19 protein-coding genes are annotated in these 22579 nt (G+C 65.4%); 8 read left to right on the top strand and 11 right to left on the bottom strand.

Annotated features, from left to right (window positions below):
• Nucleotides 1-5 precede the first annotated feature (5 nt).
• The 5 genes from E8A74_RS06450 to E8A74_RS06425 all read right to left on the bottom strand — a co-directional run bounded on the left by E8A74_RS06450 (nucleotide 6) and on the right by E8A74_RS06425 (nucleotide 6019).
• Nucleotides 6-1277 (bottom strand): CIA30 family protein, encoded by a 1272-nt coding sequence (locus E8A74_RS06450; protein ID WP_170228902.1) that lies wholly within the window; start codon nucleotides 1275-1277, stop codon nucleotides 6-8.
• A 41-nt stretch (nucleotides 1278-1318) separates the two neighbouring features.
• The gene (locus E8A74_RS06445; protein ID WP_136928044.1) at nucleotides 1319-2812 is read right to left on the bottom strand and encodes a DUF5010 domain-containing protein; all 1494 of its coding nucleotides are present in this window, start codon (nucleotides 2810-2812) and stop codon (nucleotides 1319-1321) included.
• Nucleotides 2809-3609: a hypothetical protein gene (locus tag E8A74_RS06440; RefSeq protein WP_170228901.1), complete on the bottom strand. Its 801-nt coding sequence runs from the start codon at nucleotides 3607-3609 to the stop codon at nucleotides 2809-2811. The genes E8A74_RS06445 and E8A74_RS06440 overlap by 4 nt, the downstream gene beginning before the upstream one ends.
• 247 nt (nucleotides 3610-3856) lie before the next feature.
• On the bottom strand, nucleotides 3857-5254 hold the full coding sequence (locus E8A74_RS06430) for a DUF5010 domain-containing protein (RefSeq protein WP_136928042.1): 1398 nt from the start codon (nucleotides 5252-5254) through the stop codon (nucleotides 3857-3859).
• Between the two features lie 3 nt (nucleotides 5255-5257).
• A complete protein-coding gene (locus tag E8A74_RS06425) occupies nucleotides 5258-6019 on the bottom strand; it encodes a hypothetical protein (RefSeq protein WP_136928041.1) in 762 nt (253 codons plus the stop codon).
• 153 nt (nucleotides 6020-6172) lie between these two features.
• Between E8A74_RS06425 and E8A74_RS06420 the strand changes: the two genes are divergently transcribed.
• Complete coding sequence (locus E8A74_RS06420; RefSeq protein ID WP_136928040.1) at nucleotides 6173-7240, top strand: DUF4380 domain-containing protein; 1068 nt, start codon at nucleotides 6173-6175, stop codon at nucleotides 7238-7240.
• 37 nt (nucleotides 7241-7277) lie between these two features.
• Here the strand turns inward: E8A74_RS06420 and E8A74_RS06415 are convergent, their stop codons facing one another.
• Together E8A74_RS06415 and E8A74_RS06410 are read right to left on the bottom strand one after the other, a co-directional pair.
• Nucleotides 7278-7919 carry a response regulator gene (locus E8A74_RS06415; RefSeq protein ID WP_136928039.1) on the bottom strand — a complete coding sequence of 214 codons (642 nt, stop codon included), beginning with the start codon at nucleotides 7917-7919 and terminating at the stop codon, nucleotides 7278-7280.
• A 14-nt stretch (nucleotides 7920-7933) separates the two neighbouring features.
• On the bottom strand, nucleotides 7934-10219 hold the full coding sequence (locus E8A74_RS06410; protein ID WP_136928038.1) for a sensor histidine kinase: 2286 nt from the start codon (nucleotides 10217-10219) through the stop codon (nucleotides 7934-7936).
• A 232-nt stretch (nucleotides 10220-10451) separates the two neighbouring features.
• On the opposite strand from E8A74_RS06410, the gene E8A74_RS06405 reads away from it, so the two are divergent.
• From E8A74_RS06405 to E8A74_RS06380, 6 genes are all read left to right on the top strand, one after another.
• Nucleotides 10452-10919 carry a DoxX family protein gene (locus E8A74_RS06405; protein WP_136928037.1) on the top strand — a complete coding sequence of 156 codons (468 nt, stop codon included), beginning with the start codon at nucleotides 10452-10454 and terminating at the stop codon, nucleotides 10917-10919.
• Nucleotides 10892-12364, top strand: coding sequence for an alginate export family protein (locus E8A74_RS06400; RefSeq protein ID WP_136928036.1), 1473 nt, complete (start codon nucleotides 10892-10894; stop codon nucleotides 12362-12364). Before E8A74_RS06405 ends, E8A74_RS06400 begins: the two co-directional genes overlap by 28 nt.
• A gap of 214 nt (nucleotides 12365-12578) precedes the next feature.
• Nucleotides 12579-13256 carry a hydrolase gene (locus E8A74_RS06395; RefSeq protein WP_136928035.1) on the top strand — a complete coding sequence of 226 codons (678 nt, stop codon included), beginning with the start codon at nucleotides 12579-12581 and terminating at the stop codon, nucleotides 13254-13256.
• Nucleotides 13257-13266: 10 nt separating this feature from the next.
• The gene (locus tag E8A74_RS06390) at nucleotides 13267-13818 is read left to right on the top strand and encodes a putative antibiotic biosynthesis monooxygenase (RefSeq protein WP_136928034.1); all 552 of its coding nucleotides are present in this window, start codon (nucleotides 13267-13269) and stop codon (nucleotides 13816-13818) included.
• Nucleotides 13815-15647 (top strand): amidohydrolase, encoded by a 1833-nt coding sequence (locus tag E8A74_RS06385; RefSeq protein ID WP_136928033.1) that lies wholly within the window; start codon nucleotides 13815-13817, stop codon nucleotides 15645-15647. The genes E8A74_RS06390 and E8A74_RS06385 overlap by 4 nt, the downstream gene beginning before the upstream one ends.
• Nucleotides 15648-15665: 18 nt before the next feature.
• Nucleotides 15666-16487: an alpha/beta fold hydrolase gene (locus tag E8A74_RS06380; protein WP_136928032.1), complete on the top strand. Its 822-nt coding sequence runs from the start codon at nucleotides 15666-15668 to the stop codon at nucleotides 16485-16487.
• A 21-nt stretch (nucleotides 16488-16508) separates the two neighbouring features.
• Here the strand turns inward: E8A74_RS06380 and E8A74_RS06375 are convergent, their stop codons facing one another.
• A complete protein-coding gene (locus tag E8A74_RS06375; RefSeq protein ID WP_136928031.1) occupies nucleotides 16509-17057 on the bottom strand; it encodes an RNA polymerase sigma factor in 549 nt (182 codons plus the stop codon).
• Between the two features lie 99 nt (nucleotides 17058-17156).
• Between E8A74_RS06375 and E8A74_RS06370 the strand changes: the two genes are divergently transcribed.
• Nucleotides 17157-17522 carry a thioredoxin family protein gene (locus tag E8A74_RS06370; RefSeq protein WP_232379406.1) on the top strand — a complete coding sequence of 122 codons (366 nt, stop codon included), beginning with the start codon at nucleotides 17157-17159 and terminating at the stop codon, nucleotides 17520-17522.
• 71 nt (nucleotides 17523-17593) lie between these two features.
• Here E8A74_RS06370 and E8A74_RS06365 read toward each other — a convergent pair whose 3' ends face one another.
• From E8A74_RS06365 to E8A74_RS06355, 3 genes are all read right to left on the bottom strand, one after another.
• A complete protein-coding gene (locus E8A74_RS06365) occupies nucleotides 17594-18688 on the bottom strand; it encodes a hypothetical protein (RefSeq protein WP_170228896.1) in 1095 nt (364 codons plus the stop codon).
• A gap of 94 nt (nucleotides 18689-18782) precedes the next feature.
• A complete protein-coding gene (locus tag E8A74_RS06360) occupies nucleotides 18783-19910 on the bottom strand; it encodes a vWA domain-containing protein (protein WP_136928028.1) in 1128 nt (375 codons plus the stop codon).
• Nucleotides 19911-19920: 10 nt separating this feature from the next.
• Nucleotides 19921-22143 (bottom strand): choice-of-anchor J domain-containing protein, encoded by a 2223-nt coding sequence (locus tag E8A74_RS06355; RefSeq protein ID WP_232379427.1) that lies wholly within the window; start codon nucleotides 22141-22143, stop codon nucleotides 19921-19923.
• Nucleotides 22144-22579: the final 436 nt, after the last annotated feature.

Below are 22579 nucleotides of genomic sequence, written 5' to 3'. Positions count from 1 at the left end.
ATCTCTCACCGGCGGCGATAGAAGGTCACGTTGTCGATGTATACGTCTGCGAACCCGACCGGAAGCTGAAGCGCGAGCATGTTGATCGAGCGCAGGTCGAGGAACGGCGCGTGTTTCGCGAACCCGACCTGGCGGAATTCGCTGAACGGGATCACGAAGAGCTGCCAATCGGTGGTGAGGCGGATGGAGGCGACCCAACCATCGCCGCAGCGCTCCTCCTCCGCGGGCGGCGCCTCGCTGCCGTAACAATAATAACCAGCCTGCGCCCCCGAAAAATCGTAGGCCTTGCATTCGGTGCCGTCCAGGTCCCGATCGTAATAGTAATCCGGTGACTGGCATGCGCTCGGGCCACAGACGGGATAAAGCTCCTCGAGCAGCGCCGGTTCGGCGATCGGCGCCATGCCTACCGCGGGATCGAAGCAGCGGTGCGTCGGCACCGGCGCGTCCGGATTCTCGACCGTACAAGGCAAGCCGTTCTGGCACTTGGGGCGACACGCCTTGATCCGGCGGCAGAATGTCTGATGCTCGCGGTTGAGCGCGTCGCTCGTATGCTTGTCATGGAGCGCGACCAGAACGCCGGGCTGGCTGTCCGGACCACGACGCGCCCAGAACGTGACGCCATCATACCGACTAAGGTCCCAGTAGCGGTGCGGCTCCGGTTGCTCGAAATCGTGCCCGTCCGGACGCGTGAGCGGCAGGCCCACCGGATCCACGGTCGCGCCCGGGGCAGGCGGCTGAGGGCAGACGTCGGAGCCCGAAGGGCAGGGAACGATGGCAGCGAGCGGGTGCTCCAGGCCCGCGCCGAAATAGTTGAAGCGCCCGCCGCGGAAATGCAAGGCCCAGCCATTGGGCTGGCCGTCGCAGCTCGGTCCATTCGTGATCCGATCGGCCGCGAGGCCCCATTTTTCCTTGTAGCGCCCGAAGAGCCCGGGGTACCACGCCGCGTCGCCCGGCACACGAAAGGAGCCATAGGTCTCGTCGTCGTATGCGGACCACCCCTCCGCGACGCCCACGGCGTTCGGGAGGCTGGGATCGGCCTCGAACGTCTCGATCCAAAAGGGCGAAAGCTCGATGCCGGATAGCCCGCTGCAATCGACCGCGCGCGAGCCGGGATCCGGCGTCTCCGCCCCGATCGGCGGATAGACGGGCTCGTTGGGCGTGACCAGCGCGCCATTCTGGTTCCGGAGCGGTACCGCTCCATTGGCCCACGGCACTGCCGCTGCGAGCCCTTCGGTGAGCCAGACGCGACCCGCATTCCCCTCAGAGGAGCAGGCCAACGTGGTACACAGGAGGGCCCCTGCCATCCAAATTTCGACCTTCATTGTCCGCTCTGTGACTTCCGGATGAGCTGCATGAAGTAGTCGGGGCGTTGCCACTGCCCATGGAAGTAGTAGTCGTAGTTGCGGTGGATCCCAGTTCCCTCGCCGAGGTCGTTCCAGGTCGCGATCACGAGCAGCTCGGCGTCACGCGTCTCCTCGAGCACGCGCGAAAAGACGGCAGCGTCTTTGATGATCAAGTCGGTCTGGCGGGGAAGCTTCCCGGGAAGATCACGGCCCACCGCGTCCCACTTGACCATCGCGTGATCGATGATGTGGCCCTTGAGCGTCGAACGGCTGCGGCGCTCGGGGGAGTTGAACGTGAACCACTGATAACGCGCATCCGCCACGCGCTCCATGGCCGCATCCTCGAAATAAGCAGAGTCCGCGTCGACGAACGGCTCCTCGTGGAACTCCGCGGCGAACATCTCCTTGAGCCTCGTGATCAACGCAGAGGACTTCGTGCGAGGCAGGAGCGTGCCCGCGTTGTAGAAGTAGACGAATGGTTTGCCATTGAAGCGATACCAGTAGCGTTTGTCCACCTGCGAAAAGAAGGGCTTCCACTTCATCTCGTAGATTCGCTTCGCCGCCGCTTCCGTGTCGTTGAGGTCGGGCTTCTGCTTCCAGGCCTCGGAGAAGTAGGGCTGACCCCAGGTCCAGGTGTCGTCGAAGAAGGCGATCTTGACCGGATCGTCGAGGCTCGCGAGCGCCTTCGCGAGCGGTTCGAGCTTGCCATCCTCGATATCGGGGCCATACGTGTTGAGCAGCAAGAAATCGAGGCCCGCGTACTTCGCGTCGACGAGTTCGCGCCGCCAGAACCCGGGGTTCGAGGGCACGTAATAGCCGGCCTTCCGCTCGCCGAAGCCGAGCAGCGGATGCTCCTCGGCCATGCCCGGCGCGTGCGTGTTGGCCCAGTCCATCTTGCAATTGACCTCGTTCGGGCAATTGAAGAAGTACATGAACACGGCGCCGATGTCGCGCTTCAGCTTCTTGACCGGAGCGCCCACGAGCTCGGGGTGGTTTTCCCAAGGGTCCGAATAGGCGAGCTGACAGGTGCGCTTTTCCTCTTCGCAGAGCGTCCGCACGACATCGATACGGCGGGTCCTCGATTGGCTCCGGAGCTTCTCGGCCCACCCGCGGACGACCTCGGCGCTCGGCTCCTTGCCCGTGATCTGGCAATGGGCCGCGCGCACGAAGGCTTCGGGCGCGTGTCCGAGGTTGACGTCGACGACCTCCGCGCGCCCACAGGGACCCGTCCACTCGGGCTTGAGCTTGAACGGTCCGAGGTCCTTTTCGTCGATGGGATGGCTCATGGCTCGTGCTCCCGTCGTTTGGGCCCGAGGCCCCGCGCCCACCGTTGCCCCGGCACTCTGCTCGGGGCTCTCGGCCTGGCTCATCGTCTGATCGAAGCAGCCCGAGAGCAGGCCCGAAATCAGCGCGACCGGCCCCAGGAGGGCCGCCCACTCGAGGCCGGTCGCGACGTTTCGCGGCTTCATTTGCCGATCGGACCGGTCGGCGCCGTGCCCGCGAAGAGGGTCACCTCATCGATCCAGATGTCGAAATCAGGGCCCGGCGTGATCCAGCTCAGGCCGAGGATGACGTCCTTGACCTGCACGGACCCTGCGAGCTCGTTCCATTTGATCGTGTATTGCTTCCACTCCGAGGTCAGCGTGATGCTTTTGCCGGGGTGGTTGTAGCAATTCGTCTCGCAGTCGCCGCCGTCCGCCTTGGCTTGTGTCGCTGGATGCACGGCTTGGAGCCGGAGCGCGTTGTCGGCACCCGCGGTCCCCTTGGCCCAGAACGAGATGCCGTCGAAGGCCGAAATGCCGGCACACGCCCCGTTGGCATCTTTCAGGCCGAAGCCAAAGCCTGCGCCGAAGCCACCGTCGGTCGGCGCCTTGATGCCGGTGCCGCTCACGTGAGCGGCCATGGTCGTCGTGACGGCGCCCTCGCCTTCACGGGCAATCTTGCTGAAGTTGGCGGCCTCCGTGTCCGCGAACGAGTACCAACCCGGGAACGCCATATCGGTCTCGAAGTCGTCCACGAACGCATCGTCGACGGTCAGCACGCGAACGTTGTCGTCACACACGCTGGGAGGTGCTGAACCGCCGCTGCCGCCGCTGCCGCCTGCGCTGCTCGAAGAGCTGCTGCCGCCGCCACTCCCGCTGCTGCTGGCGCTGCCGACGCCGGCGCCTCCGTTGGGGTCGCCCGTGCCCGACGAGCACGCCGACGCGAGCGCCAAGGCGCCACAAACGGTGTAGATGGAGAGATGCAACGCACGATTCCGCTTCATAGTCTCGCCCCGTTCCTCGTGAGTTTCGAGAGTTCGTCGCTGTCGTGATCAGCTCGTGCACAGATTCGGCGAACTGCACCGGCACCGTCAATGCGAATCATGGTCAACGCGTAGCATTTACTCGGGATGCAATCGGGATCCCTCTCGGGATGCAATTTGGTCGTGCCAGCGGTCGACCGGCCCACGCCTCCCGGTCGTCCTCGCCGTCGAACGGCGCGCGCACGTTAGAAGTGGCACGAGGCCACTTCTACTCCTCGCATTGCGCGGCGCGCAGGAGGCGCATGAAGGCGTGCGGCGTGAGCCACTGTCCCTGATGGTAGTAGTCGTAGTTGCGGTGGATGCCGGTCCCCTCGCCGAGGTCGTTCCAGGTGGCAAACACCGCAAGATCGGACGCCGCGGAGCTGCCCAGGGCCTCCTGCAAGAGCTGCGGGCCCTTCACGAGCCGATCGTTGTCGGTCGCGAGTTCGCCTGGGTGATCGCGGCCGATGGAATCCCACTTCACCATGAAGTGGTCGTGCGTCACGCCTTTGAGGTTGAAATGACTGTCCTCGTCGCCGAAGGTGTCCCAGAGGAACTGCGAATCCGCCACGGCCGGCATGCCGGGGTCCTGGAAAAACGCGCGATCCACCGCGACGAACGGCTCGACGCCGAAATCCGCAGTGAAAAATTCCTTCAGCCGAGCGACCACCGCCGCCGCGGCAGTGAGCGGCTTCAAGGTGCCAGCGTTGTAAAAATAGATGAACGGTCTGTCCTCGACGCGGTACCAGTGCTCGGGCGCGATCGCATCGAAGAACGGCTTCCACTTTGCCTGATAGATCACCTGCGCGGCGCCCTCGGCGTCGGCCAGATTCGGGGCGACGTTCCAGGGCGGCGGCTGCTGCGCCCGCCCCCAGGACCAAGTATCGTCGAGGAGCGCAATCTGGATGCCTCCATCCACGTCGGCGAGGGCCTCACTCAGCCGGCCGAGCCGGCCGAGGTCCGGGCCGTACGTGTTCACGAGCAGGAACTGGAGCCCCGCCCAGCGGGCATCGAGGAGTTCGCGCTTCCAAAACCCAGCGTTGTCCGGATGGTAATAACCCTCTGCTGCCGCGCCGAACGCGTGGAGCCGATGGGGGGCATCCATGCCGCTCGCGTGGGTATTGGCCCAATCCAGATCGCAGTTGACCCCACCGGGGCACTCGCTGAAGAACATCAAGACGGCGCCTACGTCTCGCTGTGTTTTTCGCACACACGGCGTCGTCAGCAGCACCTGCTCCTTCCAGGGATCGGAGTAGGTCAGGGGACAGCTCTTGCCCGCGTCGCTGCAAAGGCTACGCACGACGTCGATCCGTCGAACCCATTCACGGGTCCGGAGCTGCTCGGCCCAGTCCGTGATCAGCTCGGCGCTCGGCTCTGCGCCGCGGATCTGGCAATGTGCCGCACGAACGAACGATTCGGGCGTATTGCCGAGGTTCACGTCGATCGTCGTTCGCGCCGTGCAAGGGCCGTCGAACTCCTCTCGAAGCTCGAAATCAACGTTCTCCGGGAGCGCCTTGGGAGGCGGGGTCGGGCGTAGGTGATCCGAAGGATCGTACGAACCCCGCCCGCAGCCGGAGACGAGCGCCATGACGAGCGCAGACGCAGGAAGGAGGACACAGGAGCGCATGGATCACTCCAAGAAGGCTACGTCATCAATCGTGAAGTCCCACGCGACCGCGTCTTTGGAGGTCCAGTTCAATCCGACGAGCGCCTTCGTGTCCAGCTTGGCCTTGTCGCCCCATCCGAGCTGCTTCAGGTCGCTCCACTTGAGCTCGTAGGTTTTCATCTCCGCCGAGAGATTGGTAATGGCGACCGTGAAATGGTCGTAGCATTTCTTGCAGCGCCCGAACTCCGGCATCGTGTCCACCGTGGCCACGAGGAACTTCATCGGCGTCGAGCCGGAAGCCTTGAACCGGATGCCCTTGTATTTCGTTCCATCCACCGGCGTGAGCAGCGGCGCGCCGCACAAGTTCGTGCCGATGCCGCCGCCCCATTCGGTATAGCCTTTCCCCGTCGTGTGGATCGCCCCGTTTTCGATCGCGCTCGTGAATTCCTCGACCGAAGGCGGCTTTTTCACGCCGGCCGCGGTTTTGTCGCTGTAGACGAACCAGCTCCCGGGCGGCTCGATCGTGGGCAAGTTCGAGATGCCGCCGCCATCCCAAATCATGGGGCCCGTGGGCACGACCGGATCGGGGACCGGCAGATCGCTGCGCGCCGCAGCAGGCGGCGCGTCCGAGGCGCTTGCCCCCGACGAGGGATTCTCACAAGGGCAAGGCGGGCACGGCTCGACGGCGCCTTGGGGACCGATACAGCCGGCGGCCAAGCCCCCAGCGGCGAGCACGACAAGCCCCGTCGCGAGAGCAACGCTGAAGTCACTCATACCCTGGCTCACGTCGCTTTGCCTACCACGCGTGCACGAACAGCCCCAAGAGAAATAATAGGCAAATTCAGTCATTTACTATGTGGCGGCGCCGGCAGTCGACACCATGAGCCTTGACAGACGACCGCAAACGTTCTCCTCTGAAGAAACTCCCCGAGAGGAACCATGAATCACCTTCCTGCCTCGGCCACGCTTCTCATGCTGACCCTGCTGTTCGGTTGCAGTGCCAAGAGCCCCGACGACACGACCGGTGGAGGCGGCGCTTCGGCAACCAGTTCGAGCAGCGCGACCGGCGGCGCGTCGACCGGCGGCGCGTCGACCGGTGGATCCTCAAGTGGTGGAGAAGGAGGGGGCGGCGCGGGTCCCGTCGAGATGCTCGACGGGCCCATCGAGCGCGACGGGGTTCTCGTTCTCGAGTTCAGCTCGCTCTACTTCGAGGTCGACCCGTCGAAGGGCGCTCGGATCAGCGCGCTCCGGTGGGACGGCATCGAGCTTCTCACCGATGCCGCAGTGAACGCGGTGAATTGGGGCTCCACCTTCTGGACGAGCCCCCAGAGCGACTGGGGATGGCCGCCGCCCGCCGCGGTTGATTCCAGTGCGTACACGCCGACGATCGATGAATCGTCCTTCCGCCTCGTAGGTCCGCAGGCGAGCTACGCGGGAAAGACGCTTTCGATCGAAAAAGCGTTCGCCGCCGATTTTTCGCGCGAGGCTGTGGTCATCACCTACACGATCCGGAACACGGGGAATGCGCCGTTCTCCGTCGCGCCGTGGGAAGTGACGCGCGTGGCCCAAGGGGGACTCACCTTCTTCCCGACGGGGGACACGCAGTTCACCCCCGGAGGTTCCAATCCCCTGCCTGTCGAATCCGCGGAGAGCGTGACCTGGTTCGATGGCGCGGCCCATCCGCCCGACGGCCAGCAGAAAAAATTGAACGCCGACGGCAAGGAAGGTTGGGTCGCGCATGTGGCGGGGGATCTCCTGTTCTTGAAGAGGTTTGCCGATGTGCCTTCGTCGAGCCAGGCGCCCGGCGAGGGCGAGGTGGAGATTTTCGCGCAGTCGGTCGCGGAAGGCGGCTACGTCGAGGTGGAGAACCAAGGGAGATATGCGGAGATTGCTCCCGGCGCATCGGCCATGTACGAGGTCACGTGGCTCGTCCGGAAACTGCCGGCCGGCGTGACGGCGCAAGTCGGCTCGGGGGCGCTGCTCGATTTCGTTCGGTCTCTGCCCTGATCCAAAGGGCACAGCGCGCTCCGGCGTCCGCGGCGCGCTACAGCTTGATCAGCCCGAGGCGGCTCGCGGTGGCAATGGCCTCTGTCCGGCTGAGCACGTCGAGCTTGCGAAAAATGCTCCGGAGGTGCGATTTCACCGTCGTCTCCCCGATGCCGAGCAGTGCGCTGATCTCCTTGTTGCTTTCCCCGCGCGCGAGATACTCCAGCACCTCGACCTCGCGGCTCGTGAGGGCTTCACGGCTCAGGCTCGCCGCGAGCTTCTGCACGAGGGATGCAGGAAGGCACGTCTCCCCCCGATGCACCCTGCGGATGCAGTCGAGGAGCTCCTCCCGGCGCGAATCCTTCAAGAGATACCCCTTGGCGCCGGCTTTGACGGCGTTGAGGAGGTCATTGTCGGTGTCGAACGTCGTGAGGACGATCAAGCGGGCGGATGCGTCGTTCTTCCGGATCTCTTCGATTGCCGCGACGCCATCGAGCACGGGCATGCGGATGTCGATCAGCGCGACGTCCGGACGATATTGTTGCCAGAGCTCCACCACCTGCCGGCCATTCGAGGCCTCGGCCACGACCTCCATGTCGGGTTGGCGGCTGATGATGGCTGCCAGGCCCTCCAGCACCGTGATGTGATCGTCGGCGATGAGCACCCGTATTTTATCGACGCCCGAAGGCTTCGCTGCCATGTCTGCGGGGTCTTTCATAGGAGAGAGCCGCTCGAGGCGTACGGACCTGGCAAGGACGCCACGATGAGCGTCCCGCTTCCTTCCGCGCTTCGTATGGTCAATTGGCCGCCCATCACTTCGACCCGCTCCTTGATTCCGATCAAACCGAGGCCTTCGTTTTGTGACGCAGGGTCAAACCCTACGCCGTCGTCCCGCAGCTCGAACCGGAGCCTTTGTGGCTCGAAAGCGAGATGAGCGTTGAAATGGCGCGCGCGTGCGTGTCGGAGCGTGTTCGTCAGCACCTCCTGGCCGATGCGCAGGAGGTTTTCCTCGCACTCATTGCTCAACGGCCAGGGGCTGCCCTCCCGCGTGAACGCGCCGACCACGCTGGTCCCGCTGGTCATTTTTTTGATCAAATCCTCCACCGCGTCACAGAGGTTCTTTTCGGCGAGCGCCTGCGAGCGAAGTGCATGCGCGGAGCGTCGCGCCTCTTGCAGGCTGCCGCGCGCCAGCTCACGCGCGCGGACGAGGTGTTTTCCAGCCTCGGGGAGCAGGCCCCTTGACCAGGCGTCCTCCGTCGCCTCCAGTTGCACGATCACGCCGGTGAATCCCTGCGCCAGCGTGTCATGGAGATCCCGCGCCATGCGATTGCGCTCCGCTGCGATGGCCGCCTCGCGGCTTTGTCGGGACAGTCGCATGAGCTGAATGGCGAGCATGGCCTGATGGGCGAGCGCACGAGCGAGCTCCATCTCGTTTGCTCGAAAGAGGTTCTTGTGCCTCGATCGGATCCCGATGAAGCCGGCGAGCTTGCCGCCGATCAGCGTCGGGACCGTCAGCGTGGCCACGACGCCCATCGCTGCCAGCCGCCGGTAGATCACGGCCATGTTGGGATCGTGAGGCGCGTCGCCGTGCCATGGATACCAAGGCGAATTCTCACGGCTGCCGATTCGAATACGCGGTGGATCGCAATCGATCTCCCCGACGACGATATCGACGCCGGTGCGGAGCACTTCGCTCCAGACGGGATGGTCCTCCGTGAAGAGCGTGACCTTTTTGACCGAGGACAGGTGTTTCGAGGGGGCGTGCAGCCGATCCTCCTCGAACGTCGCGACCATATCCAGTTCGTTGGCCCCGTTTCGTTCGTACACGCTGACGCTCTGCCCGTTCAGCCGTCCGGCGATCATGCGCAAGACGTGCTCCAGGAGTCGCTCGGGATTCGACTCCTGGGCGAGCGCATCCAGCGTGCGGGTGAGCGCAGCGAATTGACCCCTCGCGAGGTGCTCCGAGGCCCGCAAGGCTTCCGCGGATTGTTTGATCGAGGTCACGTCGCGAATCGCGCCCGCCCATTCGATGATCTGGCCCGCTTCGTCGCGTATGGCCGTGGCGGCGACCTCGACGTACTTGATGTAGCCGTCGGGCATGACGAGCCGGTGGCCGAAATGGAGGTCCTCACCCTTGCCGGAGAACGCCTGGAGGTAGAGGGGGAGGTCCTCGGGGTGGACCCGCGACGCGACCAGCTCGGGCGTGACCTTCGTGTCGGGATGAACCTCGAAGATACAATAGGTCTCATCCGACCAGATGAGCTGGCCCGTCGCGAGGATCCAGGTCGCGCTTCCCGTTTGGCTCAGGCGCTGGGTCCTGGTCAACGAGGCCTCGCTCTTTTTTCGTTCTTCGATTTCGACACGGAAGGCCTGGTTGATGCGCTCCAGGTCCGCTGTGCGCTCGCGGATCCGCCGTTCGAGCTCCATGTTGAGACGCGCGGAGGCTTCCTCGGCGCGTTTGCGCTCGGTGATTTCCATCACGGTACCGATGAAACGAATGGCTTGACCGTCCGCGTCGAAGAACGCCTGGCCGCGGGCCGTCACCCATTGCTCCGAGCCGTCTTGCGGATGAATCGTGCGGTACTCCGCGCGATATTCGCCGCCATTCGCACCGGCGAGCGCTTGCATGACCAGGCTGTCCACGCGCGTCCGGTCGTCCGGGTGAACCACTTTCAAAAACATGTCATGGGTTACCTCTGCGTCCAGCGGTAACCCGAAAATCTCCTTCATCCGCTGCGACCAGTCGCCCACGTTGTTCAGGTCCGTGGAGTTCCAGACCCACAGACCAATTCTTCCCGTTTCGATGGCCAACCTCAGGCGTTGCTCGCTTTCGAGCAGTGTCTGGTTGACCTCCCGCAGGTGCGCAGCCTGCTGCCGAAGCTCCGCGTTCAGTCGTTGCAGCTCTTCGGCGGCGGTTTCCCGTTCGCTGGCACGCTCGGACGGAGACGGCGAAGGGGCCGACGGCGTCAGGACCTCGGGTCTATCCGGATCATCGTGCATGGGCCGGCCTTACGTAACGTGATCGTTCGTCCCACGAATCGCTTTGCTTTCGCGGCGGCATGTTGCCACAAGCGGGCGTGCGAGGGAAGGTCGAATGCGGACGCACATGTGGTTCCCGTTGCAGGGCCGCCTCCTTCGAATGGAGGAGCATGAGATCCTCCATTTGAAGGAGAAGAACCTCCGCAGCAAGGTCAATGGTCTTTCCCCCTGGCGATGAGGGAGGATTCGCCCCATGAGCCCCATGGCCGCGCTCCGTGCGCGCTCGCTCGATCTCGGCCTCCTCGTGCTGCGCGTCGGCTCGGCCGCGCTCATTTGGACGTTCCATATGGTTCGGAAGCTCGCCGACTTCGATCACGAACTCCGTGCGTTTCCCGATCCGCTCGGCGTCGGCCATGCGGCGAGCTTCGTGATGGCGCTCGGCGCCGAGGGGGTATGCAGCCTCCTCGTCGCGCTCGGCTTGGCCACGCGCCTGTCGTCGCTCCCCATTGTCTTTACGATGATGATGGTGCTCGTCCTCGGCGCGCGTGGGTTCGAGGGCGCGGACGTCCAGTCGGCCATCCTTTACGCCCTGCCCTATGTCGTCCTCGTGCTCACGGGTCCAGGGCGTTGGTCGCTCGATCATCGGCTGCGCGACCGCTGGGATCACCTGGGCGCTCGCCTCGCTCCCAAGGCATGGGGCCTCCGCGGAGACGAACGGTGAGGCCAGACGCGCGCGTTGCCTTGGCGCTGTTCTCCGGGCTGCTTTTTCTCGCCCACGCCGCCGCGGGACAATCCACTCCCCAAAGCGGGTCCTCGCCCGACGTCCCCGCACACGGCGACGAGACGGGAACGAATTCGCCCTACCGGCCGATCCGATACCTCGAAGATGATTCTCGTCACGCGGATGGGCCGCGGGACGACCCGTGGGATCCGATCAAATACGTGTCGCTCTGGCCTGGCGCATACCTCTCCTTTGGCGGACAGCACCGGCTTCGCTACGAGTCCGTGAATTCCATCGACCTCGGAATCGACGACGGTCGTACGACGAGCAGCGTGCTCCTCTCGCGCAACCTCCTGCACGCCGATCTTCATCTCTCGCGGGGGCTCCGCGTCTTCGCGCAGATTGGGGGCTTTTACGCGCTCGGCGTGCCCCGTTCCGAAGCCGAGCCTCCGGACGCGAACGACCTCGACGTGACGCAAGTCTTCGTCGAAAGCAGCGCCGAGCTCGGCGGCATTCGAATCACCGGCCGCGTCGGACGTCAGGAGATGGCGCTCGGCTCCACGCGATGGGTGGGCACGCGCGACGGCACGAACGTCCGGCAGGCGTTCGATCTCGTCCGTGTCACGCTCTCGAAGCACGGTGGGTGGAACGTGGAGACGTTTTTCGGCGTCGTCCCGGGCCTTCGGCGCGGCGTTTTCGACGATGCTCCCGATGGGCAGGATCGTTTTTGGGGGATGTACGCGACGCTCCCCGTTCTGCCGAAAAAGCTGCTCGGCCTGGACGTTTTTTATCTCGGTCGCCGCCGGCCCGATGCGGCGTACGCGGATGTGCGAGGGCGCGAGGTCCGCCACACGTTTGGCGCGCGTATCTTCGGCGAGACGGATTTTGGACTCGAGTATGTCGGGCACGCCCTCGTGCAGCGCGGCTCGATCGAGGACGACAGCGTGTTCGCGTGGGGATTCGCGGGCGCGTTGTGGCAGCGCCTGCCCGGCGCTCTCGAGCCCGTCCGCTTGGGCATCCGCGGCGACGCGCTGAGCGGCGACGATCGTCTGCGCGACGGGCGGACGACGACGTTCCAACCGCTTTTCCCCAATCAAAGCTTCTTCAGCGCGCTGCCGGCGGTCTATCCGACGAACCTCTACGACGCGCACCCGCTGCTCCGCATCGAAGGGGCGAAGATGTCGTTCGAGGCTGGATGTACTCTGTTCTGGCGGCAGGCGATCGAGGACGCGGTGTACGCGCCGCCCGGCACGGTCCTGGTGCCGGGCGAGGCGACGCGGGCGCGCTTCACCGCCGCGCAGACGTCGCTATCGATCGGCTACAAAGCGGATCGACACTTCTCCTTCAATGCGGAGTACACACACGTCTTCCCCGGCCCGGCGATCACGGAAGGGGGCGGGACCGATGTGGACTTCTTCGGGACATGGACCACGTACACATATTGAATCTCGCCGATTGCATGGCGGCCATGTCAGAATTCCAACCGACGGTCCATCCTTCGAAAGGAGGAGGGGGGGGTCGTTCCTCTGCAGGGAGGGGGCGTAGGCTGCACGGTCGATTGCGCTCTCGCCAAAACGGGGTACTCTTGCGCCGCTCGCGTGCCCGACAGGCTTCTGCTTGGCGGCTCGAACGGTAACCCTCATTCCAGGTGCAAGGACGATGAACAAGTACCACAAGCTTTACACGCCGGAAGACAGCGCGGTCGTTTTCATCGATCACCAGCCGCAGATGACGTTCGGTGTCGCCAACATCGATCGCGCGGCGCTCATCAACAACGTGACGCTGCTCGCGAAGTGCGCGAAGGAGTTCGGCGTTCCCGCCGTCCTCACCGCGGTGGAGACGGAGTCGTTCAGCGGATACATCTGGCCGCAGCTCCTCGACGTATTCCCGGGGCAGCCGATCGTCGAGCGGACGAGCATGAATTCGTGGGACGACGCGGGGTTCCGCGCCGCCATCGAGGCGACGGGCCGAAAGAACATTCTCCTCACCGGGCTCTGGACCGAGGTCTGCGTGACCTGGCCCGCCATCGAAATGCTCGGCGCCGGCTACAACGTCTACGTCGTCGAGGACTGCTGCGGAGCGACCTCGCCGGCCGCCCATGAAGCGGCGTTGTCGCGGATGGTCCAGGCGGGCGCGATCCGTCTGACGGCGATCCCCGCGCTCCTCGAGTGGCAGCGCGATTGGGCGAAGCGCGAGCACTACAACCAGCTCATGGGCCTCATCAAGCAGCACGGCGGGGCCTACGGCGTGGGCGTCGAGTACGCCTACACGATGGTCCATCACGCGCCGCAATCGGCGATCAAGCCGCAGATCGTGCCGAAGAAATCCGGTCATTGACGGCATCGCCATGGCCGAGACCCTTCACATCGCCATCGTCCGGCGCGTTCGGAAGACGCACATCGCGGACTTCGAGCGCGCGCTCACCGAATTCGCCAGTCGGTCCTTGGCCGAGGCCGGCGCGCGGGGGGTGCATTGCCTTTACCCGCCGCCCGGCTCCGACTCGAACGAGTACGGCATTCTGCGCAGCTTTGCCAGCGCCGCCGACCGCGACGCGTTTTACGAGACGGCCCTCTACAAGGAATGGCTCGCTCGTATCGCGCCGATGGTGGAAGGTGAACCGACGTACCGACGATTGGAAGGTCTCGAAGCCTGGTTTCGCAGCGCCGCCGATCCCATGCCGCCGCGCTGGAAGATGGCCTTGCTCACCTGGATCGCCGTGTGGCCGGTCAGCATGATCGTCCCGGCGATCCTCCTGCCCTTGCTCGGCCCGAACTTCCCGCATGTCCTCGCCTCCGGCGTCATCGCCGGAGGCATCGTTGCGGTTCTCACGTGGGGTGCCATGCCATTGCTCGTGAAGCTCGCGCATGGTTGGCTTCAGCCCGGGAACAGGACTTCATGAAGACCACTGCCGATCTCATCCTCCACAACGGACGCATCACCACGCTCGATTCGAGCCACCCCGAAGCGAAGGAGGTGGTCGTCGTCGACGGCCGGATCGCAGGGGTCGACAATGCCGCGGAGTTCGAGCGCGGGCCCAAGACGAAGGTCGTCGATCTCGGCGGGCGCAGGGTCATTCCGGGGCTCTACGATTCGCACCTCCACGTCATTCGCGGCGGACTGAACTACAACATGGAGCTGCGCTGGGAGGGCGTGCCCTCCCTGGCGCTGGCGCTCGAAATGCTCCGCGACCAGGCGGCCCGCACGCCCGCGCCGCAATGGGTGCGCGTCGTCGGCGGATGGAGCGAGTTCCAGTTCGCAGAGCGGCGAATGCCGACGCTCGACGAGATCAATGCGGCGGCCCCCGACACGCCGGTCTTCGTCCTGCACCTGTACTGCCAGGCGTTGCTGAACCGCGCGGCGCTTCGCGCGTGCGGGTACACGAAGGATACCCCCGATCCGCCCGGGGGCGTGATCGTCCGCGACAAGGCGGGCAACCCGACCGGGATGCTCATCGCGAAGCCCAATGCGACCATCCTTTACGCGACGCTCGCGAAAGGACCGAAGCTCCCCCCGGAATACCAGTACAACTCGACCCGCCACTTCATGCGAGAGCTCAACCGGCTCGGCGTGACGAGCGTGTGCGACGCGGGAGGCGGCTTCCAGAACTATCCGGAGGACTATCAGATCATCCAGCAGCTCCACGAGCGTGGGGAGATGACCCTGCGGATCGCCTACAACCTGTTCACGCAAAAAGCCGGCGGCGAGCTCGAAGATTTCGTGCGCTGGTCGAAGATCGTGAAGCCGGGCGACGGCGACGACATGCTCCGGTGCAACGGCGCGGGCGAGATGCTCGTCTTTTCCGCGGCGGACTTCGAGGACTTCCTCGAACCGCGCCCCGACCTCCCCGAGAAGCTCGAGAGCGAGCTCGAGCGTGTCGTTCGTTTCCTGGCCGAAAACCAATGGCCGTTCCGGCTCCATGCGACGTACGACGAATCGATCTCCCGGTTCTTGTCCATCTTCGAGAAGGTCCACAGCGACGTCCCGATCGACAAGCTGCATTGGTTCTTCGACCATTGCGAGACGATCTCCGACCGGAACATCGAGCGCGTCAAGGCGCTCGGGGGAGGGATCGCCGTTCAGCACCGGATGGCCTTCCAGGGCGAATACTTCGTCGATCGTTACGGCGCCAAGGCGGCCGAGCGCACGCCTCCGCTCCGGCGAATGCTGGAACTCGGGGTCCCGGTCGGCGCAGGTACGGACGCGACGCGCGTCGCGAGCTACAATCCGTTCGTCTCCCTGTACTGGATGTCCACGGGAAAGACGCTCGGCGGCCTTTCGCTGTATCCGGAGAAGGCGCGCCTCACGAGGGAGGAAGCGCTTCGGCTGTACACCCAGGGCAGCACCTGGATGTCACGGGAGCAAGGGACGCGCGGCGCGATCGCCCACGGGCAGCTCGCCGATCTGGCGGTGCTGACCGCCGACTATTTCAAGATTCCCGACGAGGAGATCAAGGCGCTCGAATCGGTGCTCACCATCGTCGGCGGCAAACCGGTGTACGCCGCCGAAGAATTCAAGCCGCTCGACCCGGGGGATCTGCCGGTGATGCCGGACTGGTCGCCGGTGCACCGGTATCCTGGAGCCTTCCGGCAGAGCGCGCGAGCCGCGCTTCCTGCTGCGAGTCGTTGCATGCAGACGCACGCAAAGCCCGAGGCGGCCTTGGGTCTCCCGCGATGGCTGTCGGAGCTCGGCAACCTGTTCGACGGCGCCTGTGAGTGTTTCGCGTTCTGAAGGGAAGGAGTTGGTCGAATGGCAACGGTCACCGTCAAGGACGGCACGCAGATCTATTACAAGGACTGGGGCAGCGGGCCGCCCGTCGTCTTCAGCCACGGCTGGCCACTCAACGGGGATGCCTGGGAGGACCAGATGGTCTTCCTCGCATCGCACGGCTATCGGTGCATCGCCCACGATCGCCGCGGTCACGGCCGATCCAGCCAGCCCTGGAACGGCAACGACATGGACACCTATGCCGATGACCTGCGCGAGCTCATCGAATCCCTCGACCTCCGAGGCGTGACGCTCGTCGGGCATTCGACCGGCGGCGGCGAGGTGACGCGTTACATCGGTCGCCACGGGACAGCGCGCGTCGCCAAGGCGGTCCTCGTCGGCGCCGTGCCGCCGCTCATGCTGAAGACCCCCGCCAACCCGGGCGGCCTGCCGATCGCGACGTTCGACGGCATTCGCGCAGGCGTCCACGCCGATCGCTCGCAGTTCTTCAAGGATCTGACGATTCCGTTTTACGGGGCGAACCGCGACGGAGCGAAGGTCTCGCAAGGGCTCCGGGACAGCTTCTGGCTCCAGGGCATGCAAGCCGGCTTCAAGAACGTGCTCGACTGCATCAAGGCATTCTCGGAGACGGATTTCACCCAGGATCTGAAGAAGATCGACGTGCCGACACTCCTGATCCACGGCGACGACGACCAGATCGTCCCCATCGGCGCGAGCGCGCTCGCGGCCGCCAAGCTCGTGAAGAACGCGCGCCTCGAGATCTACAAGGGCGGAGCACACGGGCTCGCGGCGACGGAGAAGGACCGCCTCAACGCCGATCTCCTCGCTTTCCTCAAGAGCTGACCGCGCGCACGTGGCGCGGGGTCAGGACGGGCCCGCGTCGCGTCCGGTCATGCACACGCGCAGCGCCGCCTTGGCGCGGTGCAGCAGGACGGCCACGTACCCCGGCGTAATGCCGAGCGCGTGCGCGACGTCCTCGCCCGGCTGTTCTTCCAGCATCCGGAGCGTCACCACCGCTTTCTGGATCTCGCACAGCTCCTCGACACAGGCGCGCAGGCGCACGTGCTCCTCCGCGCGCGCGAGCACCTCGTCTGCGGCCATGCCTTCGCCCGCGTCGAGCGGGTGCGCGTCGAGATCGTCGTGGGGCCGCGCGAGGAAGTGGCGTCGCCGCCGGTTGCGCGCGGCGTTGCGCACCATGCCCCCGAGGAGCGCGGACCAATCCTCGTCCTCCGTCGGGAGCGAGCCGTCCTGCGCGGCCACCAGGAGCTTGCAGAGGGCCTCCTGGACGCAATCGACCGCATCCTCGGGCGAGACGCCCTCCTTCCGCGCGAGGGCCGCGAGGGCGGCTCGCCGCGCGAGGGCGAGCCGCGAGATGTGTTCCAGAACGTCCTCCGTACCGTCGGCGTCGTGCATGGGTCCCGAAGGTCAGGTGTCGAGCACGCCCGAGATTACAGCAAAACGATCGCCGTAATGGATGCCCGTCTCGAGACCTCCCGAGGAAAGGAGCGTCTCATGTCCAACTCCCCTGTCCGATCCGTCACAGCGCAGACCTTCGAGGCCGAGGTGGCGCGCGCCGCCGTGCCGGTGCTGGTCGATTTCACCGCCACCTGGTGCCCGCCCTGCCGCGTTCTCGCGCCGATCCTTCATGGAATCGCGGCGGAGGGCGCGGGGCGCCTGAAGGTCGTGGAGGTCAACGGCGACGATGAGCCCGGGCTCGCCGTCCGCTTCGGGATCCGCGGATTTCCCACGGTCATCGCATTCATGGGCGGGAAGGAGATCGCGCGGCACGTCGGCCTCACGAGCAGGGACAAGCTCTTGCAGATGGTCCGCGCGCACTTGCCGCCCGGCGAGCTCAGGCCCCACGCCGCGACCGCGTGATTTCGCGAGAAAGGGTGGGGTAGGGGGCTGCCCCCACCCCACCGAGCCCGTCTATGGCGCCGAGCCCGCCCTCACGGGCAGGCCGTCCCCACCGGGTTTGCCGGCCCCACATCGCCGATGATGGCCTCCACCATTTCGAACCCGAGGCCCATGGAGATGCCGTCGCAGGTCTGGGTCGGGTCCTGGGTGCCGTCGGTCATGATGTCCGACGCCTGCCGGACCTGGTTCAAGAGGTTGTCGAACAGCGGATTGCCGCACAAGCCAAGCAGGTCGCCGACCTTCTTGACCTCGGCGACGAACTCCTCCGTGTTGAGCACGCCGCCAATCATGCCTTCCGTCGCGCTCTTGCGATCCGCGGAGAGGTTCATGGCCATCCGCGCCGCGTGCAAGGTCAGCTTGATCGACGTGCTCTTCGTCGGCGATTTCACCGGGACCGAGAGGATGAACGTCCCGTTCTTCCCCGATTCGAAGAGCGAGCCCGTCACCGAGCTGTTCGGGAAGATGATCGTCGACGACTGCGGATCCATGGGATCGCTGAGGAGCCCGGGCTCGATCGGCCACTTGTCCGTCCCGTCGAACTTGGGCGCCATGCCGAGCGTCGTCCCGCCGAAGAGCTTGGACGTGAGCCCCTGGGCGTCGCCCGTCGCGGGCAGGCATTGCGTCTTCACCAGCGCGGTGAAGTTGCCGTTCTTGACGCCATTGTTGACGTCCTGCGGCCACGCCGGATAGAGCGTGAGGATCGTGGGCAGGAGGTTTTTCCCGAATGAATTGTCTTTCCCGTCGTCGCCGTCGGGATAGGCCGTCTGCCCCGTGCCGCCCGCGTTCGGCTTGCAGAGGTCATCCGAATTCCCGGTCGACACTTTGTCGTCGAGGTTGAAGCCGAACTTCTTCCACTCGCCGCTGTTGCCCTCGCCGAAAAAGAGCTCCTTGACGGCGAACACCGTGAACTGATCGTCCGGGCACGTCACCCCGCCGCCGGCGCCGCCGGTGCCGCCGGTGCCGCCGGTGCCGCCGGTGCTGCTCGAGGAGCTCATGGAGGAGGTGCTCCCCCCCTGCCCGCCGTTGCCGCCGACGCCCACGTTATCCTCGCCGCCACCGCAGCCCTCGGCCACGGCCGCGGTGGTCAGGAGGGCGAGGGCGAGATAGACGCGATTGCTTCTAAGCATATTGGTCCTACTTTTGTTGAGGGTAAGGCTTCCGGAAGAACCCGTGCGTGGCCGGCGCCGACTTCACGCCGCGCCACGACACGAGAAGGGGGTTTCAATGGATGATCGAGTCGCAGCCGAAGAGCACGGAGACCTTCGCGCTGCTGTCGGCCTGCACGGTGGCGCACGACGCAGGGCAGAGGATGATCTTCGTGGGGCCGGCGTTGCTGTCGTAGTACCAGCCGGGCAGTTCGTTGCAGTCGGCGAGATCGGTGGCGCGGGGGATGATCTTCGGCGTGCCCATGCCTTTCGGCATGTAGCTGAAGTTCACCTTGTTCGGGTCGATCTCCTGGCCGTTCGGCGCAGGCGGGATCTCGAAATCGCACCCGAGCGCTTCGCTGCGAATCTCGCCCATCTTCGCGGAGAACTTGCTGATGTCCTGCGTGATGTCGTAGGCCGCCGTCGTCCCGCCCGCCGCCGCGATCTTGTGGAGGTTGTTGATGATCGAGCCGGCCACGCCGATGACATAGGTGCGAACCCCGTTGTATTCGCGGGCGCTCTTGGCCAGCGTCGCGATGTCGTCGATCGTCGCCGACCCGCACCCGAGGGGATCGCCGTCGGTGGCGAGGACGACGACGACCTTGTGCGTCGGGTGCGTGTCCTGGTAGGCGGTGGCCGCGCTGAGCGCCCCCTTGAGCGCGCCCCAGGTGGGCGTACCGATCCCCGTGGCGTCGAAGGGCATCGAGTTCGACAGGTCGAACGCGTTCCCCGGCAGCCCAGCAATGGGCACGTCGAGGAGCGCGTAATGCGTGGGTTCGCAGTCGTACGGCTCCTGGGTCGGGAAGTAGACCAATCCGGCACCAATGCCGGACGACGCCGGATCATTGAAGAACGTCTTCAAGCCCGTCGTGGTCCCCGTCCACTTCGCGCCCGTCATGCTGCCCGATTGGTCGATCAGGAAGACGATGTCGAGCGGGATGCGGCGGGCTTCTGCGCTCGTGGAGATGCAGGCGCCGGAGTCGTCGTCGCCCCCACCTCCATCGAAGTCGATGTCTCCTCCGGTGCCCCCGGTGCCCCCGGCGCCACCCGCGCCGCCACTTCCGGACGACGAGCTGCTCGTGCTGTTCGACCCGGTCGTGTTCTCCACGGGCGCCGCGGAGCAGCCCCCCCACACGCCAGCGGCCATGCTGGCCATGGCGAGGCAGACAAAAAGATGCCGATGAATCCTGGCAGGTCGGCTCATGGATGGCTCCTCAGTCGACGAAGATATCGTCAAGATAAACCCCGGGATAGTTCCCGGTGTGATCGCTCTGGAAAGCGAACCGCAGGCGGATGATCTGGCCCGCATAGGCCGAGAGATCCGCTTGGAAGAGCTGCCAGCCGAACGCGGCCTGGTGACCACCCCACGCGGGCTGGCCGGCGATGGTCAGCGGGTATGCCGGCAGAACGCTATTGAGGACCGAATACGTCATCCCGCCGTCGTTGCTGATCTCCAGGTGAACACCGTCGTACGTCGAGCCCTCGGTATCCATCCACATGCGGAACGTGAGGGTCGGGCTCGGCGCGGCCGTGAGGTCGATGTCGGGCGAGGTGGCAGTCGTCCCCGCCCATGTCTGGGAGATGCTATAATTGCTGGCGAGCTGCGTGGCGAGGCACTGCGTTCCCAGGTACGCCGTCGCGGGGCCCACGGTCGTGGGGACACCGCACTGCCAATCGCCGGTCAGCGTCCAGCCGTCCGGGCACATACCCTCGAAGCTCGTGTAGTACGCGTCGTGCTTGACGTTGAAGGTGAACGTCTTCTCCGCGAAATTCGAGGGCAACGTCGGCTCCTTGACGTGCACGATGACGGTCACCGGCCCCACGTTCGCCGCCGTGGGCGTGCCTTGGAGCAGGCCGGTCGTCGGATCGATCGTCAGCCAACCTGCGTTCTGGACTTCCGTAATGCTCCACTCCGCGTTGCTCGTGCCGCCGATTTTGACGATCTGGGACGAGAAGCTCATCCCCGCATACACGTCCGTGAGCGGCGACGTCGTGGTGATGTAGAGCGGGATCTGCAGTGATTCGGCGACGACGACCTCGTCGATGTAGACACCCGGGTACACGGACGCGCCGTCGCTGCGGAAGGCGAAGCGCAGGCGGATCGACTGCCCGGCGTAGGCGGAAAGATCCGCCGTGTAGTTCTTCCAGCCTTCCCCTGATTGATTACCGCCCCACGCGGCTTGGCCGGCGATGGTCAGGCCGTAGGCAGGGCTCACCGTCGTGACGTCCGTGAAGCTCTGCCCGTCGTTGGTGCTGACTTTCAGGTTCCAGCCGTCGAAGGTGCCGCCCTCGGTGTGGTCCCACGCCCAGAAGGAAAGCTGGGGGCTGGCGGCCTGGGTCAGGTCGATGGCCGGCGACGTCGCGACCGCGGTGCTGAAGAGCTGGTTGACGTGGTACAGGCCGGCGATCTGCGTGGCGATGACATTCTCGCCGATGTGGGCCGCGGTCGGACCCACGTTCGTGGGCTTGCCGCATTCCCAATCACCGCCGAAGGTCCAGCCGTTCTGGCAGTTTTCGAAGCCCTCGTGGAGGTACGACACGCAGTCCGCGACCGGACTGCCGGACGCGCAAGCGCCGGCCATGCATGTGTTCGCCGTGGTGCAACTGTTGTAGTCGTTGCACGCGCTGCCATCGGCCGCGAGCGAGGGGATGCAGGTGCCTTTCACGTCGCACGCGCCCACCTGGCACTCGGCGACGCCCTCCGAGCAGGAGGTCCCGACCGGCGCGGGCGTCGGGCCACAGAAGCCGGTCATGGCGTCGCACTCGCCGCGCTGGCACCCGACGTTGAGCGCCGAGCAATCCTTGGGAGCGCCGCCGACGCATTGCCCAGCCGAACATGTCCGGTTGACCGTGCAGAGGTCTCCGGTGAGCACGCAGGGCTTGTTGTCCTTGGTGAAGTCGGGGGTGCCCACGCACTTGCCCGTGGCCGAATCGCAGGCCACCGTGTTGCACTCGCTCAGCGGCGAGAACGTGCAGGGCTTGACCTCGCCCAGGCACTCGCCGAGCTTGCATACGCCGTTGATCCGGCAGAGGTCCTTCGGGGTGCAGGCCGTGCCGTCGTTCACCGGCAAGACGTCGCAGGACTTCGACTCCTCGTAGCAAATGACCGACGAGCACGGATCAGGCGTGATCCCGCACTGGTTCGTGTCTCCGCCGATGCACTTGCCGCTGTCGCAGGTGTCGTTGCTGGTGCAGAACTTCCCGTCGTCGCACGCGGTTCCCTTGGGGGCGGGGACCACGACGCACGTGTTGACCGGGCCGATCTCTTGCCCGGTGTTGCACACGGCGATCGTGCACTGCGGTGTCTCGAGCGCCGAACAGTCCACGCCGCAGGGCCCGAGATCGCTGCCGCCCGCGCCGCCGCCGCCCTCGTTGCTGCCCGCGTCTTCGCCGACGGGGAGTTCGCCCACGGCGCAGCTTGCGCCGATCGAAACCACCGAGAGCAAGAGCGGGATCCTAAGAAAGTCTCTGATGCGACCCAACATAACCACGCCCTCCATGTACCACACCTTGAACCCGCGCGGATACAGGGAGCAAGGCCGATGCGTGCTGCGCTCCCCCGTCTCCGAGCCCTGGTCACGCCCCCGTGCACAGGGCCTCCCCGAAACGCGCGGTTCTTGCCATGAAGCGGCGGCGCGCGCAGCGCACGTGAACCGCGCAAACGCGGCTTCGGGGACGGCCGGAGTACGCTTTTCCGCGCCGTCTGGATCCGCAAGCCGCCAGGCGCGATGCACCGGCGGGAGACACGCCCACGGAACGGAGGTGAGCGACGTGTTCGTCGTCGTCCCCGATGAGGTATGCCCACCTGCGGGCCAAAAGCGTTCACGATGTGCGAAAATAGGTAGGAGAGGGACCTACACGCCGAGCTTGGAT

This window comes from Polyangium fumosum, assembly GCF_005144585.1.
Lineage (GTDB): Bacteria > Myxococcota_A > Polyangia > Polyangiales > Polyangiaceae > Polyangium > Polyangium fumosum.
The sequence above is the reverse complement of the archived record's forward strand: the minus strand, read 5'-3'. Positions and strand labels throughout refer to the sequence as shown.